The sequence below is a fragment of the Salinibacterium sp. PAMC 21357 genome, assembly GCF_000247645.1.
Classification (GTDB): domain Bacteria; phylum Actinomycetota; class Actinomycetes; order Actinomycetales; family Microbacteriaceae; genus Rhodoglobus.
Genome location: NZ_AHWA01000004.1, coordinates 1,359,663 through 1,377,387, shown reverse-complemented (window position 1 = coordinate 1,377,387; position 17,725 = coordinate 1,359,663). Strand labels below are relative to the sequence as shown.

The following is a 17,725-nucleotide window of genomic DNA, read 5'->3' as shown; positions in this document are numbered from 1 at the left end:
TATACCAGCGGTTGAGGGCTCCCACTGACACTTTCACCAGTCGGATGCGGCGAGCGCCTACTTTCGGACGCGAAGGTGGGCCACGCCACCATCAACTTCGAGCGCGGCGCCCGTCGTTGAGCCGGAGAGCGGGCTCGCCAGATACGCGACGGCGCCGGCAACTTCTTCGGGGGTGACCATGCGGCCGGTGGCCTGGCGGGCATCCAGAGCGGCACGTTCCTTGACGGGATCGTCGAAGCCCTGCAGCATCCGCTCCACGAACGGGGTGGAGACCGTGCCAGGGCTGACCGCGTTGACGCGCACGCCATCCGCCACATGATCGGTTGCCATCGCGTAAGTCAGCGCGAGAACCGCACCCTTCGACGCACCGTAGAGCGCGCGCTGCGGGAGGCCGTTGAGGGCTGCGATGGAGCAGAGGTTCACGATCGCGGCGTGCTCAGACTTGCGAAGCCACGGCATGGCCGCAGCCGACACTCGCGCCATACCGATGACGTTAATGTTGAGCACGCGCGCCCACTCGGCGTCGTCGTTCTCTTCGACGGTTCCGACCGCGCTGATGCCGGCGTTGTTGACGACCACGTCGATACCGCCCAATTTCTCGGCGGCCGCAGAAACGGCGGCGTCGACGGAGGCGCGATCTGACACGTCAGCGGTGAATCCGTGGAGGCGAGCATCCAACCCCTCAGTGTTGAGGTCGAGCACGGCAACCGTGGCACCACGCTCTGCTAGCGCAAGTGCCGAAGCGAGGCCAATGCCCGAAGCGCCCCCGGTGACGACGGCGACGAGACCGTCGAACTCGGCACTCATGCCTGCACCATAGTCTGGCGAGCGCGACCGAGGCCGTCGATCTCAAGTTCAACGACGTCGCCCGCACGCAGGTACGGCTGGCCCTCGATACCCATGGCAACACCGGCGGGCGTGCCCGTGTTGATGACGTCGCCGGGCTGCAGCACCATGAACTGGCTGAGGTACCAAATGATGTGGTTCACGCCGAAGGCCATGTTTGCGGCCGTGCCGTTTTGGCGTTCGACACCGTTCACCCACAGGCGCAAGCCCAAGGCTTGGGGGTCGGCCACCTCGTCGGCGGTCACCAGCTCAGGCCCGAACGGATTGAAGGTCTCGCAGCTCTTGCCCTTGTCCCAGGTTCCGCCCCGTTCGAGTTGGAAGGCGCGCTCGGAAACGTCGTGCGACACGGCGTAACCGGCAATGACGGCGGCAGCGTCATCCGGAGACTCAAGGTAGCGAGCGGTCGCGCCGATCACGACGCCGAGCTCGACCTCCCAGTCGGTCTTCTCGCTCGTGCGCGGGATGAGCACGTCGTCGAACGGGCCAACCATCGTGCTCGGATCCTTCATGAAGATGACGGGCTCGTCGGGAAGCGTTGCACCGGTCTCTTCAGCGTGGTCGCTGTAGTTGAGGCCGACACACACGATCTTGCCGGGGCGAGCGATGGGCGCACCCACGCGAACACCCTCGGTTTCGACAGCCGACAGGGTGCCCGCGTCGAGCGCGGCACGTACCGCGGCGACGCCACCGCTGGCGAAAAAGGCTCCGTTGATGTCGGCGGTGATCGATGTCAGGTTGAAGGCGCCACCTTCATCGAGAACAACAGGGATTTCTGAGCCAACCGGGCCGAGTCGCGCGAATCTCACTGAGTGTTCTCCTTCGTTGCCAGCGCGATACCTTCGCGCTCTTGTGATTCATAGCCGGCCTCGACGACCGCCATGGTGTGCATGACGTCGTCGACCGAGGTCGGAAGTTCAGATATTGAGCCCTCGAGGTAGCGCTGCAGCGCGCTCATCGAACCGATGAAGGCATCCGGGAACCAGCTGCCCTCGAACGGCACCGGCTGCCAGCCCAGCTCAGGCTTGTCGGTATACGCGATCGCGAGAGCGTCGGGGCCGCCGCGCGGATAGTCGAGCATGAGGCCCAGCTGCGCGCGAATGGCGCCCTTGTTGCCCTCCCACTTGACGAAGGCCTCTTCGAACTCGCCACCGAATCCGTGATCGTGGTTCGTGCTGATCGTGACCCGCAGTGGGCGATCGCGGTACCGCATGATGATCGTCGAGCGCGTGTTCGAGACTTGAGGCTTGGCCGGATGCCGCACCGTCGCTGCGCTCACGCTGTCCGGGTCGCCCAAGAATGAACGCACCAGATCCAGATAGTGCACGCTGTGCATGTTGAGCTCGAGCCGTTCGATGCCGAGCACGTGAGGGAAGATCTCCCACGGCGTCTCGGTGGCGATACGGATCTCCAGGTCATAGAGCTCACCGATTGCACCCTCGGCGATCAGCGTGCGGGCGGCCGCGATGTACGGCGCGAACCGCAGCTGCGTGTTCACCGCAGCAACAAGGTTCTTGCGGTGACAGATCTCGAGTAGCACGCGCGCCTCGGCAAGATTCTGGCCGAACGGCTTCTGGATGAGCACGGCCGCTCCATCGGGCAGCTGGTCGAGCACCGCCGGGTACTGCTCGGGCATGAGCGCGAGGTCGTAGACGGCGTTTTTCGGGGCCGCTGCTACGGCATCCGACAGCGAGGTGAAGACATTCGGGATGTCGAACTCGTCGGCGAGAACCTGCGCCTTGGCTGCGGTGCGGTTGACGATCCCCCACACCTCGAAACCCGCTTTGCGGTAGGCAGGCAGGTGCGCGTCTTTGACGATGCCGCCGGCGCCGATCATGACAATCGGACGCGGATGCTGGGGCAACGCCAGCGTGTACGCCTCGGCTGGCTCACGTTCGGGGAAGGGCGACACAGACAACTCCGGCTCTCGTAGACGGTAAATCTTGTGATCAAACGATATATCAAACGCCGTCACGCGGCAATGCGGCGGCCAAGCCGCTGCCGTGTGGCTTCCGCTGACTTTTGGAAACTCAGGAGATTGGCACCGTATTCGGCGTCCGCAGCGGGTCAGCGCCCCGAGAAAACCAAATCTCCTGAATTTCCGAAGGGGCAGAGCGCGATCGGGCAACGCACAACGACAAAATGCGGCCTACCCGCAAGGGTGAGCCGCATGTGAGTCGCGTTAGCGAGCAGGTTTAGATCGCACCCCGCGGGCCCTGGATCAGATCGTCGTGATGAATCTGGGCGACGTTGGGGTGCGCCCGCATTCGGTAGCGGAGCGCATTGTCTCCGTAGGTTTCGAGGATCGGGCTGTTCGTGGGGTCGAGCGAGAGTCCGCGCGCTTGAGCGGCAAGCTCGGGCGGCAACTGCAACTGCGGCATCACGGTGTCGAGCGCCGGGTTGAAGAAGAAGGGAATCGAAATGCGGTCATCACCGATCAGCGGAGAGATGACGCGGTGCAGCGTCGCCTTGAGGTAACCCTCGGTCGCGAGCTCGAGCATCTCACCAATATTCACGACAAACGCACCTGGCTTGGGTGGGACATCCACCCATTCTCCGTTGTAGTCGACCTGCAGTCCGCCCTTGCCTGGCTCCACCATCAGCAGAGTCAGCACACCACCGTCACGGTGGGCACCGACGCCCTGCTTGGGCTCCGGGTTAGATTCGCCGGGATACCGCACGATTTTCAACTGCGGGAACGGTTTGTCAGCAAACGCAGCATCGAAGACATCTTCGGGGGCGCCGAGGGCCTGAGCCCACGCGCGCAACAGGCGAAGCGAGACGGCACTGAGCTTGTCGTTCCACTCGTTCACTAGGCCACGAAGCTGGGGCAGAGCATCCGGCCACAGATTGGGGCCTTCAAGGCGCCAGTAGTCAGCATGACCGGCAGCATTGTCGACAAGGTCGCGCTCGGGGCCAACGTCGATTTGCTCACGCCAGTCGGTCTTGCCTTCGGTGAGCTCTCCGCCCACACGCGTGTAACCGCGGAACTGCGGGCTGTTCGTGTTTTCGACGGCAAGCTTTTGGTCTTCAGGAAGGTCGAAGAACTCACGGGATGCCGCGAGCAGGTCATCCATCAACGTCTCGTCGACGCCGTGCCCGACAAGGTAAAAGAACCCAACATCGTGGGTAGCACTCAGCAAATCATCCCGGAACTTGGCAGCCGCTTCTGGGCCGCCGTCGAGTAGCGAGAGGTCAATTACAGGAAGCGCGGAATCGTTCATTTAATGATGTTCACACGAGAGCGCTGAGAGTTTTCCTTTGTTACGCCCACAGCGTTAACAGTGAGCGCAACTCGATCACAGTTCGGAAAATTATGCTCCGACTACGGCGCGTTCGGGAATAACTTGCGGGTGAGTTTGGCCCATATGTTCAATAACGCGCACCACCTGGCTGGTGTAGCCAAACTCGTTGTCGTACCAGACGTACAACACGAGGTGCTTGCCCGTGCTGATCGTTGCAAGGCCATCAACGATGCCGGCACGGTGCGAGCCGGTGAAGTCACTAGACACGACCTCCGGCGAGTCGATGAAGTCGATCTGCTGCTGCAGAGTCGAATCAAGGGAGAGATTGCGCAGGTAACGGTTCACTTCGTCGCGCGTGGTTTCAGTCGCGAGATTGAGGTTCAGAATCGCCATTGACACATTCGGGGTGGGAACCCGGATGGCGCTGCCGGTGAGCAACCCCGCCAGCTCGGGGACAGCCTTTGCGACTGCTTTCGCCGCTCCCGTTTCGGTGATGACCATGTTCATCGGCGCGGAGCGGCCACGGCGGTCGCCGGAGTGGAAGTTGTCGGTAAGGTTTTGGTCATTCGTGTACGAGTGCACCGTCTCGACGTGACCGTGCTCAATGCCGTACTGGTCATTGATGGCTTTCAGCACCGGCGAAATCGCGTTCGTGGTGCACGACGCAGCAGAGAGGATGGTGTCGGCGTCTGAGATTGTGTCGTGGTTGAGCCCAAACACGATGTTCTTGATGTCGCCCTTGCCGGGAGCGGTGAGCAGTACACGCTTCACACCCGTTGACTTGAGGTGTTGGCTGAGGCCCTCTTCGTCTCGCCAGCGACCGGTGTTGTCGACGACGATGGCATCCGAAATGCCGTATTCGGTGTAGTCGATCGTGGCGGGATCGTTCGAGTAAATGACCTGGATTAGGGTGCCGTTTGCCAGGATCGTGTTCGCTTCGGTGTCGACCGAGATGGTGCCCTCGAAGGGACCGTGAACACTGTCACGACGCAGCAGGCTGGCACGCTTCACGAGGTCGTTGTCTGATCCCTTTCGCACAACGATGGCCCGCAAACGGAGCCCTTCGCCGTTGCCGGCGTGCGCGATGAGGATGCGGGCCAGCAGCCGACCGATGCGTCCGAAACCGTAGAGGACAACATCCGCGCCCACCGGTTTCGTCTCGTGGCCGTTTTTGAGCACCGGTTCGAGTTCGGCAGCCAAGAACTCGCTGAGTTCGCCGCCCACTTCGCGAAAACGGTTAACGAGCTTTGCCAGATCAATGGATGCCGAATTCAGCGGCATTGCCGACAGAGCGAGCATCATCGGCATGGTCTCTTCGATCGGCAGTTCGCTCTCGTTGAGCTGACGCGCAAAGCGGTGAGCCTTGAGCACTTCGACTGGCGACTGGTTGATGAGGCGGCGGCCATGAATCGAGGTCACGACGCCGCGGTTGCGATACAGCCCACCGATGAGGGGGATCATTGCCTCAGCCAGTTCTTGGCGGGCATTCCATCGGGCAAATTCGTCGCTGTGTTCGCGTTGCATCAGGTTCCTTCCGACTGCAGAGTCACGGGCCGCGAGCGCGCTTGTAACGCGGCTGGCCCGCGTCCATTCTCCCAGACGGATGCTCGGCACGCGGGGGCGGGCGGGCGCAGTTCTGGCAACACTTTAGAGATCGCCAAAGGGGGCGATTTTTAACGTCAACGAGCAGTGATGACGTTGCTCACTCTAGTTGCCGCTTTCCGTTACCCGTCGTGCGAATAGTACGATAATAGGATTTACTACTCGAGGGAGCATCGTGAAGATCGCACGCATCGAAACATTCCTGGTGCCGCCACGCTGGCTGTTCGTGCGCATTGAGACCGACGACGGCATTGTTGGTTGGGGCGAGCCCGTCGTCGAAGGCCAAGCCGATATCGTTCGCGCTGCCGTCGAACAGCACGCCGAATACCTCGTGGGGCTCGACGCCACCCGCATTGAAGACCACTGGCAAGTACTCACCCGCGGCGGGTTTTACCGCGGCGGCCCCGTAGCCTCCAGCGCTATCGCTGGCATTGATCAAGCCCTGTGGGATATCGCCGGCAAAGCCCACGGCGTTCCCGTGCATGATCTGCTCGGTGGCGCCGTGCGCGACCGCATCCGCATGTATGGCTGGGTCGGCGGCGACGAGCCGTCTGAACTGCGCGACAACATTGCCCAACAAGTGAGCTCTGGTCTCACCGCCGTCAAAATGAACGGCAGCGGACGGATGAAGCCCATCGGCACCGTCAGCGCCATCAACGAAGTTGTCGAACGGGCCGCCCTCGCGCGCGAAGTTCTCGGCCCCGACCGTGACATGGCGATCGACTTTCACGGACGGATGACCGTGGCCAACTCGCGCCGCGTGCTCCCCCTGCTCGAGCCCTACGCTCCCCTCTTCGTTGAAGAACCCGTCGTGCCCGAAAAGTCGCACCTACTTGACGGCATTGTCGCCTCAACGTCGATCCCCATCTCCACCGGCGAGCGCCTCTTTTCCCGCAATGAGTTCCTCGGGCCGCTCCAAGCCGGTATCGCCGTCGTTCAGCCCGACCTCTCTCACGCCGGCGGAATCTCCGAAGTGCGCCGCATCGCCGCCCTCGCCGACATGTTCGACGCTCAACTCGCGCCGCACTGTCCCCTAGGGCCCATTGCCTTGGCGTCGAGTTTGCAAGTCGGGTTCAACACACCGAACTTTCTTATTCAGGAACAGAGCATCGGCATCCACTACAACGTCGGGTCAGACGTGCTCGAGTACCTGATGGATACGAGCGTCTTCGACTTCACGAGTGGGTACATCGAACGTCTCACCAAGCCGGGGCTCGGCATTGATATTGACGAAGCCGCGGTGCGCGCCGCCGATAAGGTGGGGCACCAGTGGCGCTCCCCTGTATGGCGCAACGACGACGGCGCTCTCGCCGAATGGTAACGACCCCGCGCTAAGCGCCGAGGGTGGTCGTCATTCCCCCATCGACGAGCAGCGATGCGCCGGTAACGTATGAGGCGCCATCGCCAGCTAAGAATTGGATGACCGAGGCAACTTCTTCGGGAGTGCCCAATCGTTGCAATGTTGCTTGGCGCTCAGCACGTTGCCGATCTTCAGAGCTTTGGTGGTTCCATTGGCGCGTCTGGATTGCACCGGGAAGCACAACGTTCACGCGAACGTGTGGTGCGTAGTCGAGAGATAGCTGGCGGGTCAACGAAATCAGACCACCCTTGGCCGCAGCGTAGGCAGGCTGTTCAGCCCACGCAAGCACACCGTGAACACTCGAAACATTGACCATGTTTCCCCGCGCTGCAGTGAGGGTGTCGTGGAAGGTGCGCATAGAGCGGTACACGGAAGAGAGGGTCACCGAGAGCTGCTTGCTCCAGTTGTCTTCAGTCTGCTCGTGGGCGACTCCGGCGACCTGAAAGAAGGCGTTGTTGACGATCACGGCGGGCGGACGCTGAGCGGCGCGCAATTCGCGCGAAAGTGTCTCCCACGCTTCGGGGTCGGCAACGTCAAGAAAGTTGCCGGTGGCCGCTGCGCCAGTTGCTCGGATCTCAGCAGCGACTGCCTGCGCGGCATCCACATCGATGTCGGTAACAACAACATCGTCGCCGGCGTCCGCAAAAGCGCGCGCGGCTGCAGCCCCGATTCCGTGACCTGCTCCACTGATAAGGACGGTGCGCATCATGCTTGATCCCTTCGTCACTAAAGTGCCGGCTTGCGACTCTTCACGAGCTCAGCGCCCTCAGCATCCGTGCTCACGAGTGTTTCGGAGTCGCGGTTTGACTGATCCATTAACAGCTTCATAGCTGCCTGGGCGGCATCGGCATCCTGAGCCACAATGGCGGTGACAACAGCTTGATGCTCCACCAAGAACTGGGAGGTCGTCTCATTCTCAAAAGCCAGTTCGTCGCGCGCGTGAAGCGCAGGCTCGAGCACCACTTCAAACCGTGCCAATAGTTCATTGCCGGATGCTGCAAGCACTGCCCGATGGAACGCTAGGTCGGCTGCTGCATGAGATGCAGCCGCGTGCGATGCCGCCCCGCGCGACGCGGCCTCGGTGCTCTCGAAGGTCGCCACGAGCGCGGTCATTGCATCCTGAATCTCGGCACACTGTTCCGGGGTGCGGCGCACAGCGGCTAGTCGGGCGGCGGCAGGCTCAAGAACTTGGCGCACCTCACTCAGCTCAAGCACAAGCAGGGCGTCGGGCGTACCCTCAGACCGCCACGTCATGACGTCGCTATCGAGTAGTTGCCAGCGCTGCCGCTCGGTCACGAAGGTGCCCAATCGCGGGCGGGCATCCACAAGGCCCTTCGTCGTCAGTACTTTGATCGCTTCGCGGATAACGGTACGGCTCACCTGAAATTCGGTGAGTAGAGCATCCTGATCGATGATCTCGCCCGACACCAGTTGACCGCGCATAATGCGGCGGCCGAGCACGTCAACAACGTGGCCGTGCAAACCTCGCCGCGAGAAAGTAATCATCACCGCGATGATACTGCCCCGCTCGCGATCACTGGGACAAACGCGTCGCCTCAATGATCAGAGCGCTCTCGGGGAACAAGATCGGCGCCAAGAGCCCCACCTCAGCCAGCGCTTGTCCACTCACCTCGGCACCAACGCACCACTGGGGTGTCGCGCGAACCGGCTGCGGCGTAGAACCGGCAGGCTCAACGAGCCGCACGCTGTACCGCGCCGCCGGGTCAAGGCCCGTCAACCGGATGCGCGCCGGGATGTTCGAGCCGATATCCCGCAACTGAATGTAGCTGTAGATCGCGGCATCCTGGGTTGGGGAGACGACCCCCAGGACGTGCACAGGAGTGAAATCATCGCCCTGACGCACGACACGGCCACTGTGAAGCAACGCGCGCTTGTCTTTGTAGTACTGGGCCCACGAGGCAAGCTGCGACCGCTCTTCTGGCGTGCACTCGGTAATGTCCCACTCGATACCGGCATGACCGAAGAGGGCGATGGCGGCACGAAACTGGAGCGTGTGCACTCGGCCAGTGGTGTGCGACCACGTCGGGCCAATGTGGGTGCCCAACATCTCGGGCGGAATCGCGAACATCGTATTGCGCTGAATGCGCTCACGCTCGAGCGCGTCATTGCAGTCTGAAGCCCAGAAGCGATCAGCGTGCTGCGCCATCCCCAAATCGATGCGGGCACCACCTGAGGCACACGACTCAATTTCTAGCCGCGGATGCCGCTGCTTCAACTCATCGAATAGACGATAGATCGCCAGAGTCTGCTCGTGCACCGCGGCGTGACCGCGGTGGGAAGGCTCAACAAGCGGGCGATTATGGTCCCACTTAATGTACGAGACGGCGTTAGTGCTGAGGATCGCGTCCACCTGCGAAAACACGTGAGCGTAGGCGCCGGGATGCGTCAGGTCGAGCACCTGCTGGTTGCGCAACTCTGCCGGGATGCGTCCGTCAGCGCCAAAAATCCATTCCGGATGCGCGCGGTAGAGATCAGAGTTCGCATTGACCATCTCGCCTTCAAACCACAGACCGAACTGCATTCCGGCAGCCTGAACCCGGTCGATAATCGGGGTCAGCCCGTTCGGCCACACCCCCTTGTCAATCACCCAGTCGCCGAGACCCGCGTGATCGCCGCGGCGGCCGGCAAACCAGCCATCGTCAAGGACGAAACGTTCAACGCCGACTTCGGCTGCGGCATCCACTAGGGCACTGAGCCTGTCGAAGCTATGGTCGAAGTAGACGGCCTCCCAGACGTTGAGCGTGAGGGGGCGGGGCGAGGCGGCGCCGAGGTGGCCGGGGCGGGCCCGCAGCCACTCGTGCACCCGGTGAGATGCTCCGTCGAAGCCGTCGGTGGAGAACGTTACTGCCACGGTTGGAGCGTCATAGCTCTCGTCGGCGGCCAGAATCATTTCGCCGGGCAGCAATAGTTCCGCCGCGCCGATCTCGGTTTGGCCGGCGGCAGTGCGTTCTATGAGGTGGCGACTATTTCCGCTCCACAGCAACCCGACTCCCCACACCGACCCGTGTTGAAAGTCGGCGCCATCGGTCATCGCAAACTGCATGATCGTGGAATCGTGGCTCGTGCGCCCTTCCAGAATGTCGCGGCTCCAGAGCCCTGGCTGAATATCCCGTCGGAATAGCTGGCGTTCGTTCACCCATCTGCCGCTGAAATCCATGGACTCGGTTGCCGCGTTCGGCAGCGGAAGCCAGGTGGCGAACTCATCGACCTCAAGACCATCAGTACCGATATTCGTGATGGTGGAATCCACCAAAATTACGCCGGAGTCAGCGATCGTGAAAGTTCGCGAAACTCGTATGCCCGCAAGGGCATCTTCTGATTCGAAGTGCAGGGCGACACCGGATGTCGCTGCCGAAATAAGATCAAATCGGTGAGTCCAGTCTGCTCCTGAACGGCGCGCCCGCACGGCAGGCCGCCCGAAGAAGCCGCGCGCATTCTCGCGCCAAATGCCTGTCGGAACACTCACGTCTCCGTTGGGCCCCACCACCGTCTCGGCATTCAGCACGGCCAGATCGTTGAGGGCATGCCTTCCCCAGTCGTCACCCCAGTGCACGATGTGTGGGGTGCCGGTTGACGTGTCTACGACGAGGAGTACGCCTGCTGCGCTGAGCTGGTGAAGATTCTGCGCGGTCATAATGTGTTCACTTTCAGTGGGCCGAAACCCAGAAGAGACGGCCGCCCGTGTGAGTGGTCAACGGACGGCCGTCTGGTATCAGCGAGTGCTACTTGAAGAGCCCATTTATCTCGTCATTGACAGCGGTCAGTGATGAGACTGGCTCTTTGCCTGACATCACTGCTTCCATCGCCGGCGTCATGAGCGCGTTCACGTCTGACTTGTGGTCAGTGATGGGGAAGAGGAACGTGGTTCCCTCGTCCACCTGAACCGTGAAGGCACTCACGTCGACACCGTTGGCAGCGAAGGCCTCAACGGCGGCATCCGTTGCTTCCGGAATTGACGGGAACACGACGGCAGCATCGGCCACGACCGACTGGCACTCGAGCGAGCCCATGTACTTGACCCATTCCCACGCTTCTTCAGGATGCTTCGTACCGGCCCAAATATTGTCGGCCAGTCCGTTGAACATCGACGCACGCTCGCCCGTCGGGCCGGTCGGTGTTGGCGCAACTGCTGGAGTGAAGGAGTCAGTTGTTGCACCGAACACGTATCCGGTCATCCACGAGCCATTGCTTGCCAACGCTACTGATCCAGCGGTCAGTTGATCAGACCAGGAAATACCGGTCTGAGCTGCGAGGGAAGGCATGTAGCCCTTTTCGATGAGCGAGTGCCACCACGTGATGGTCTCCTGAAATTCAGGAGCGTCGAAGTTGTATGAGCTGCCCCAGGGGCCATCGGTTGCTTCCCAACCGTTGGCTGCCGCGAGGTAGCTCCATTGTGTTTGACCATCGCCAAGGGCGCCGGCATTGGAGGCTTCAAACCAAATGCCGTAGGTCTCCACATTGTTCTTGTCGAAGCCAGCTTCATCACCGCGAACACCGCTCTTGTCAACGGTCAAGTGGGCGATGACGTCTTCGTAGGTTCCGCCGTCTTTCGGGTTCCAGTCAAGCGAGCCGAGCTGCTCCGCTGTGACTCCCGCGGCATCCGTCAGCTGCTGGTTGTAAAAAAGCGCGATCGTGTCGAAGTCTTTGGGCAGTCCGTACTGAACGCCCTCGGGGCTCTTCCACAGGTCAACGAGTCCGTCTTGGTAAATCGAGGTGTCGACGCCATCGGCTGCGATGTAGTCGTCGAGGGGAAGGATCTGATCGTTGAGCACGAACTCGGGGTAGTACGCCAAGTGGCTCGTGAAGACATCGGCGCTGTTTCCAGAAACGAGACCGGTGTTAATTTTCTGCCAGTAATCTTCCCACCCTGACTGGTCGATCGAGATCGTGATGTCAGGGTTGGCCGCGTGGAAGTCATCAGCACACTGCTGGTACGCGGGCATTTGGTTGGCATCCCAGAGGCTGTACTTAATTTCTACAGAACCGTCTGTCGTTGTGGAGCCAGCGGAACAACCGGCCAAGACAAGGGGCACCGCTGCAAGTGCAGCGATTCCCGCCAGTGCTTTCGTCATTGCTTTCTCTTTCTCTTGGGGTCGACCGCTCAGCGACAATGCTGATCCGGTCGGATGATCGCTCAGTGCGGAGCGAAATAATGGTGGTGTTGTCGACTACTTCACGCCCGACGATTGAATGGATCCGACGATCTGCTTACCGAAGATCAGAATCAGGACGAAGATGGGGATCGCCGCGAGCAGTGCACCGGCCATGAGGCCCGCCCAGTCGGGGTTTCCCGCGGGAGTCTGGGAGCGGAAGATTCCGAGGCCGACCGTGATCAGCTTCGACTCCTCGGTGGTGCCGACCAGGAGCGGCCACAGATAGTCGTTCCAGTAGAAGATGAACTGCAACAGCGCCAGCGTGATGATCTGCGGCCAGACCAAGGGCACGGCAATACGACTGAAGATGCGCCACTGGCTCGCACCGTCGATCACTGCCGCCTCAATGATGCTGAGGTTCACGCCGAAGAAGAATTGACGAAGGAAGAAGATTGCGAATGGCGTCATGAACATCGCTGGCAGAGCGATGCCGATGATCGTGTTGAGCAAACCCAACTCTTTAATCAGCACGAAGTTGGGCAGGATCGTGAAGATGACGGGAACCATCAACGCGATCAAGAAGAGGTTGAAGACCGCGTCGCGCCCCTTCCACTTGAGCAGCGCGAAGGCGTAAGCCGCCATGGCGCTAAACGCGATCTGGAACACAGTGATGAGGGTGGCCGTGATGATCGAGTTCAGCATGTAGAGACCGAAATTGATCGATGCTCCCGAGCCGCCCTCGGCAATCGCTTCATCGGGGGTCGCGAGTCCGAGGACTCGCTCGATCGGTCCCAGGGTGAAGTCGACCGGCAGCAACGAGAGAGGTTCACCGAACATCGCCCGGTTATCGCTGAAGGCCGTACGCACCATCCAGTAGATCGGGAACAACGTGATGATCACGACAATGGCGAGAGCCAACCGGCCGAAGAACTTCGACACCGGTGATTTGGCCATTGCGGGATCTTCGGCGCTGCTTGCCCGAACTTTCTTGACGCGCTTTGTGCGTGTGCTGGTGGACATGATCTACCTCTCCATGTCTGACTCGTTGGCCCGCAGTAGGCGATTTTGAATAAGCGCAATAGTGGCGAGAAGAATCATCAGAATGACGGCGAGCGCCGAGGCGTAGCCAAAGTCGAACCGTTCAAATGCTCGCTCGAAAATGTAGAAGTTGATCGCTCGCGTTGCGTCAACCGGGCCACCGCCAGTGGTCACGGCGATGGTGTCGAAGATCTGGAACGATCCGACGACGGTGACGACAAGGACGAACGCGAGAATGGGTCGGAGAAGCGGAAGAGTGACGCTCCTGAACACTCGGAACTCGCCGGCGCCATCCACTTCTGCTGCTTCGTAGACGTCACGGGGAATGGCTTGTAAGCCTGCGAAGAGCAACAGCGCGGTGTAGCCGACGTGGCGCCACACATTGACGAAAGCGATCGTGGGCATCGCCCAGGCTTCACTGCCGAAGAAGCCGATTTTGTTGAGGCCGATTCCATCGATCACGGCGTTGATGAGACCGAGGCTGTAGTCGGCGAGCCAGAACCAGACCAGCGCGACGATGACGTTAGCGATCAAGTACGGCAGGACAACGACACCCCGAATAATCATCGAGCGGGTGAAGCGGTGCATCAGCACGGCTAACGCCAAGGCGATGACTGTCTGGAGCCCGACGTTGATGAAGACGTACTGGAATGTCACTGCCATCGAACGCCAGAAGACGGCGTCATTGAAAATGTCGATGTAGTTCTGAAAACCGATGAACGTGGGGTCTCTCAGCAGGTTGTAATCCGTGAAGCTGAGGTAGATGCCGCGAATAGTCGGCCACAGGAAGAAAGCCAAGAAACCGATGCTGGCGGGAATGAGAAACAGCATCGCCGGAACGATCTGATTATCCCTGCTGACCTTTGCTGCCATGAGCGGAACCTCACCTAACGTCGTCGTTGCCTGAATTATTCCATGATGGAAGTAATGGCGTCAAGGGCCAATGTGAAAGTTTTTCGGCACAACAAAAAGCGCCGTCGACACAGCAGGGGCGCCCGAGGCGCAGAGAAATCGTGCGCTAAAGCGCCGCGATCGACCGGTCGAACGATGTCTGAATAGCCACGGCAGCAGCGCCCTTAGCCCAGATCCCAAACCCCGTCTCGTCAACCACGATCGTGATCGGCCGCGCATCAGGGTCGCGTTCTTCGTCGATCACCCGCATCACTTCGGTGCGGGCGACATCCAAAATGCCAGTCCCCTCCCCCGCTAGCAACACCTGGTGCACCATTGCGAGGTTCGCCGCGAGAGCAATATAGCGACCGAGCGCACGAGCGGCGGCATCCACAATGTGCTTCAACACCGGCTCGCCCTGTGCTGCACCTTCAAGGATCTGCTCATAGCTGAGTTCATCACCCGTCGCCTCCCGAACTTGCTCCCGGATGCTCTCCACCGTGAGCATCGCCGTGGCGCAGCCATGGTGACCACGGAAGCAGCGGGGACCACCCGGTGCGAGCGGAAGATGCCCGCCCAGCTCGATGCCAGTCTCGGGAGTGCGCACGACACTGTCGTCCCACACCAGGCCGTACCCAATACCCGCACCGATCGTAATGACGGCAAAGTCGCGCATGCTGCGCCCGAGCCCGAACCAGTGTTCGCCTTCAATGAGCGCGATGAGGTCGTTCTCAATGGTGACAGGAACGCCGAGCCTGTCCTCAAGCGCACCACCTAAATCGACAGAAGTCCACTCGAGAAAACGCACGTTGTCGACGATGCGGTTGCCAATAACTCGGCCGCCGACCGAGACGCCCACTCCCGCGATTGCTTCGTCGCCGTCGTGGTTGAGTTCATCGAAAAGTTCGGCGATCGCGTCGACAACCACCGAAACATCGTGGCTGGCGAGCGCGCGATCGGCGCGGGCAAAAGCCAGAGCGCGCTGATCAGAGACCACGCCAAAGGCAGTCTCACTAGTGAGTTTCACCCCCAAGAACCGGCGAGGGTTCCGAGGAATGTCGAGGGGCTTCGCTGGTCGACCTACTGTTCCGCTAAGAGTTTCGCCAGCCTCAACGATTACGCCGCCGTCGAGCAGAGGCTTCGACAGTCTCGTGAGAGTTGGCGGAGTCAGCTGCAATCGGCGAAGCAGGTCACCGCGGTGGATCGGCCCATGGATGAGCACAGCCCGCGCCAGCGACGACATCGGTGACAGGGTGTGCGCGCGCCGAACCTCAGCGGGCTGCGTGCGAAATTCTTCCCGTTCGACGGATGACATGGGATCGAGGCTACCGCAGCCCAAAGCGCAGCTTGCAACGACACTGCTGCACGGGAGCGAAGGTGGGTTAACCTCACGTCCACGCGAGCTGAAGCACAGAGGTCGCTAACGGCTTGCCCAGAGCAGACCTCTCTCGACGATGGTGCGCACGGGCTCAGCCTCAAGCACGTCCGGGGTGTGCCCTGGTGTTGCGACGAAAATGCGACCTTGCCCCCAGTTGCGTGTCCACAGTGCCGGACACGTCACGGGGGAATCCCACGGGTCGCCGGGTTTGCTGGGATGGGTAGTAGTCGCCAAAACAGTGTTGTAGTCGTCAGTAAGCACCCAGTACTGTTCTGTCGACAGTTCAAAGTCATCGATCCCTGTCGTTATCGGGTGTTCCGCGCCGGCCGCGGTCATCTCGATCACGTGGGATACATCGTTGTCGTGGGCGTCACCGACGCGGTCAGCTTCGGGCTTCGAAGGATGCTCGGCAAGCTGGCCGCCGACGAGCTGAAGGTATAGCCGCGAATCGCGGAACGAGTCGACAATGCCCCCGTGCCACCCGGCAAAACCCACCCCGCGGCGGACCGCGGCATCGAGCCCCTCGAACTCTTCTGGCTCGATAGACGACATTGTGATGCACTGCACGATGAGGTCAACATCGGACATTTGGGTCGCATCCGCGTAGATAGTTGTTGAGCGAGAAATCCTGACCTCGTAACCCTGTTCCTTCAAAAAGGGAAGGAATACGTCGGTGGTGTCGATCGGATGATGACCGCTCCACCCACCGCGAACGATGAGGGCGACTTTTGACGCCCCGGCAGGTCTTTGAGAATTTAGTGAGTTCAGCACATTTTTAGCCTAGTGAACTGAGCGGCAGAAAGGCTACCGCAGTCCTCCTCGCTACCTTGGGTGCCTCATTCATCCTTGGCGTCGCGTTCGAGACGACCTTTTAGGCCATCACCCCGATCGGGGCAACCTTCCACTCGGGGAAGATGATGTTGGCGTCGCCAGCGCTCAAGTTGAGTCGCTTCATCACGACTTCACCGAGCAGGTCGCGGAAGTCGTTGCTGCCGGGCACATCCCCATGATCGAGCACTGCTTCGCCGAGGCCTTCCCACTTGCCATGCACCCCGCCGCGCACTCCCCCACCGAGAACCATCGCGAGCCCACCGTGGCCATGGTCGACACCCGAGCTGTCGTTTTGGCCGACGCGGCGGCCGAACTCGCTCATGAGTACCACCGTCGTGGTGTCGGCTTTGGGACCAAGATCAGCGAAGAATGCGGCAAGGCCGTCGCCCACCGCGGAGAGCATGTTTTTCATGTCGCCCTTATCGGGAGTGCCGATATCAGTGTGCATGTCCCAGCCGCCGAGATCCAAGGTACCGACGCGAAGTCCGACGTTGGCGCGAATCAGACTTGAGAGGGTGGCGAGATCATTCGAAAAACTGTTGTCGGCAAAGCCTCGGTCCTTGGCGGTTCCGGCGGTGCTCGCGATCTCTTTTGCCTCGCTTGAAGCACTCAACGCTAGGTTGGCCTGCTGCGCGATCGGATGGTCGAGTCCGGTGAACAGGCTGGCGAGCGCGGTGCGTGTTGGTTCGAGAACAGTGGCGTCAACGTTGATAGCCATTTTGTCTAGGTCCGGCACGACAAGCGCATTCGCGCCACCGACGAGTGACCGCGCCAAACGGTCGCTTGCTCCCACCCCGCGCCAGGTGGTGCCGGGGCCACTCTGCTCAAGGGTGCGGTTCAGCCACCCCGTTTGCGATGCATTGCCACTAGAGCCACCGCGCTCAAGGCAGTCTTGCGCTTGAAAATGACTGCGCGAAAGGTCAGGTGTTCCGATTGCCGGCACGGCGGCGATCTTGCCTTGAGCCAGCATGGGCTTGAGCGCTGACAGCGCCGGATGGAGGCCAAAGCCTCGCCCAAAGGGGATCAACCCTGAATTCTCTTTCACCATGATCCCCGGACGCGCTTTGAGCAAGTCAGCGTCGGTCGCGGGGACCAAGACCGAAAGCCCATCCATCCCACCTCGGAGAAAGACCACGATGAGCGCGCCAGTATCTGGTGATCCTGGAGCAGCGTACGAGGCTTGGGTCGTCACCAGCTGAGAACCGATCGCGGCGACTCCCGCCATGAGCCCACCCTGCAGCATTCGGCGTCGGGTAAACCCTCGCGACCAGAGTTCACGCCGAGCCTTTTCTTCAGCTACAACAATTTCGCTGTGGGCTCGCACGGCGGAATCGAGTTCGGTGGGGCCTAGTTGGCGCCAGTCTGGGCAGTCAGGGTGGAGGAAGCGCGTATCGGTCATGAGAGGTTCTTTCTCGAGTCGGGT

15 protein-coding genes are annotated in these 17,725 nt (G+C 60.9%); 1 reads left to right on the top strand and 14 read right to left on the bottom strand.

Translation table 11 applies throughout. The features are described from left to right. Positions 1-57: 57 nt before the first annotated feature. The 5 genes from ON14_RS10045 to ON14_RS10025 all read right to left on the bottom strand — a co-directional run bounded on the left by ON14_RS10045 (position 58) and on the right by ON14_RS10025 (position 5,612). The gene (locus tag ON14_RS10045) at positions 58-807 is read right to left on the bottom strand and encodes an SDR family NAD(P)-dependent oxidoreductase (RefSeq protein ID WP_010204896.1); all 750 of its coding nucleotides are present in this window, start codon (positions 805-807) and stop codon (positions 58-60) included. Next, entirely contained in the window at positions 804-1,652 is an 849-nt protein-coding gene (locus ON14_RS10040; protein ID WP_010204895.1) for a fumarylacetoacetate hydrolase family protein, read from the bottom strand. Before ON14_RS10040 ends, ON14_RS10045 begins: the two co-directional genes overlap by 4 nt. Further along, positions 1,649-2,755, bottom strand: a complete 1,107-nt coding sequence (locus ON14_RS10035) for a Gfo/Idh/MocA family protein (protein ID WP_010204894.1) — start codon at positions 2,753-2,755, stop codon at positions 1,649-1,651. Before ON14_RS10035 ends, ON14_RS10040 begins: the two co-directional genes overlap by 4 nt. A 283-nt stretch (positions 2,756-3,038) precedes the next feature. Further along, positions 3,039-4,067, bottom strand: a complete 1,029-nt coding sequence (locus ON14_RS10030; RefSeq protein WP_010204893.1) for an isopenicillin N synthase family dioxygenase — start codon at positions 4,065-4,067, stop codon at positions 3,039-3,041. 90 nt (positions 4,068-4,157) lie between these two features. Beyond that, positions 4,158-5,612, bottom strand: a complete 1,455-nt coding sequence (locus ON14_RS10025; RefSeq protein ID WP_010204892.1) for a glyceraldehyde-3-phosphate dehydrogenase — start codon at positions 5,610-5,612, stop codon at positions 4,158-4,160. 253 nt (positions 5,613-5,865) lie between these two features. On the opposite strand from ON14_RS10025, the gene dgoD reads away from it, so the two are divergent. Next, the gene (gene dgoD / locus ON14_RS10020; protein ID WP_010204891.1) at positions 5,866-7,011 is read left to right on the top strand and encodes a galactonate dehydratase; all 1,146 of its coding nucleotides are present in this window, start codon (positions 5,866-5,868) and stop codon (positions 7,009-7,011) included. A gap of 10 nt (positions 7,012-7,021) precedes the next feature. Here the strand turns inward: dgoD and ON14_RS10015 are convergent, their stop codons facing one another. From ON14_RS10015 to ON14_RS09975, 9 genes are all read right to left on the bottom strand, one after another. Continuing rightward, positions 7,022-7,759 carry an SDR family oxidoreductase gene (locus tag ON14_RS10015; RefSeq protein WP_039742012.1) on the bottom strand — a complete coding sequence of 246 codons (738 nt, stop codon included), beginning with the start codon at positions 7,757-7,759 and terminating at the stop codon, positions 7,022-7,024. Positions 7,760-7,776: 17 nt separating this feature from the next. After that, the gene (locus ON14_RS10010; protein ID WP_010204888.1) at positions 7,777-8,556 is read right to left on the bottom strand and encodes a FadR/GntR family transcriptional regulator; all 780 of its coding nucleotides are present in this window, start codon (positions 8,554-8,556) and stop codon (positions 7,777-7,779) included. Between the two features lie 28 nt (positions 8,557-8,584). Further along, the gene (locus ON14_RS10005) at positions 8,585-10,705 is read right to left on the bottom strand and encodes an alpha-galactosidase (protein WP_010204887.1); all 2,121 of its coding nucleotides are present in this window, start codon (positions 10,703-10,705) and stop codon (positions 8,585-8,587) included. Between the two features lie 88 nt (positions 10,706-10,793). Beyond that, complete coding sequence (locus tag ON14_RS10000; RefSeq protein WP_010204885.1) at positions 10,794-12,143, bottom strand: ABC transporter substrate-binding protein; 1,350 nt, start codon at positions 12,141-12,143, stop codon at positions 10,794-10,796. Between the two features lie 96 nt (positions 12,144-12,239). Then, on the bottom strand, positions 12,240-13,184 hold the full coding sequence (locus ON14_RS09995; RefSeq protein ID WP_010204884.1) for a carbohydrate ABC transporter permease: 945 nt from the start codon (positions 13,182-13,184) through the stop codon (positions 12,240-12,242). A gap of 3 nt (positions 13,185-13,187) precedes the next feature. Further along, the gene (locus ON14_RS09990; protein WP_010204882.1) at positions 13,188-14,075 is read right to left on the bottom strand and encodes a carbohydrate ABC transporter permease; all 888 of its coding nucleotides are present in this window, start codon (positions 14,073-14,075) and stop codon (positions 13,188-13,190) included. Positions 14,076-14,220: 145 nt separating this feature from the next. After that, positions 14,221-15,408, bottom strand: a complete 1,188-nt coding sequence (locus ON14_RS09985) for an ROK family protein (RefSeq protein WP_010204881.1) — start codon at positions 15,406-15,408, stop codon at positions 14,221-14,223. Positions 15,409-15,513: 105 nt separating this feature from the next. Further along, positions 15,514-16,242 (bottom strand): ThuA domain-containing protein, encoded by a 729-nt coding sequence (locus tag ON14_RS09980; RefSeq protein WP_237719701.1) that lies wholly within the window; start codon positions 16,240-16,242, stop codon positions 15,514-15,516. Positions 16,243-16,342: 100 nt separating this feature from the next. After that, entirely contained in the window at positions 16,343-17,701 is a 1,359-nt protein-coding gene (locus tag ON14_RS09975; RefSeq protein ID WP_010204879.1) for a DUF1501 domain-containing protein, read from the bottom strand. Positions 17,702-17,725 lie beyond the last annotated feature (24 nt).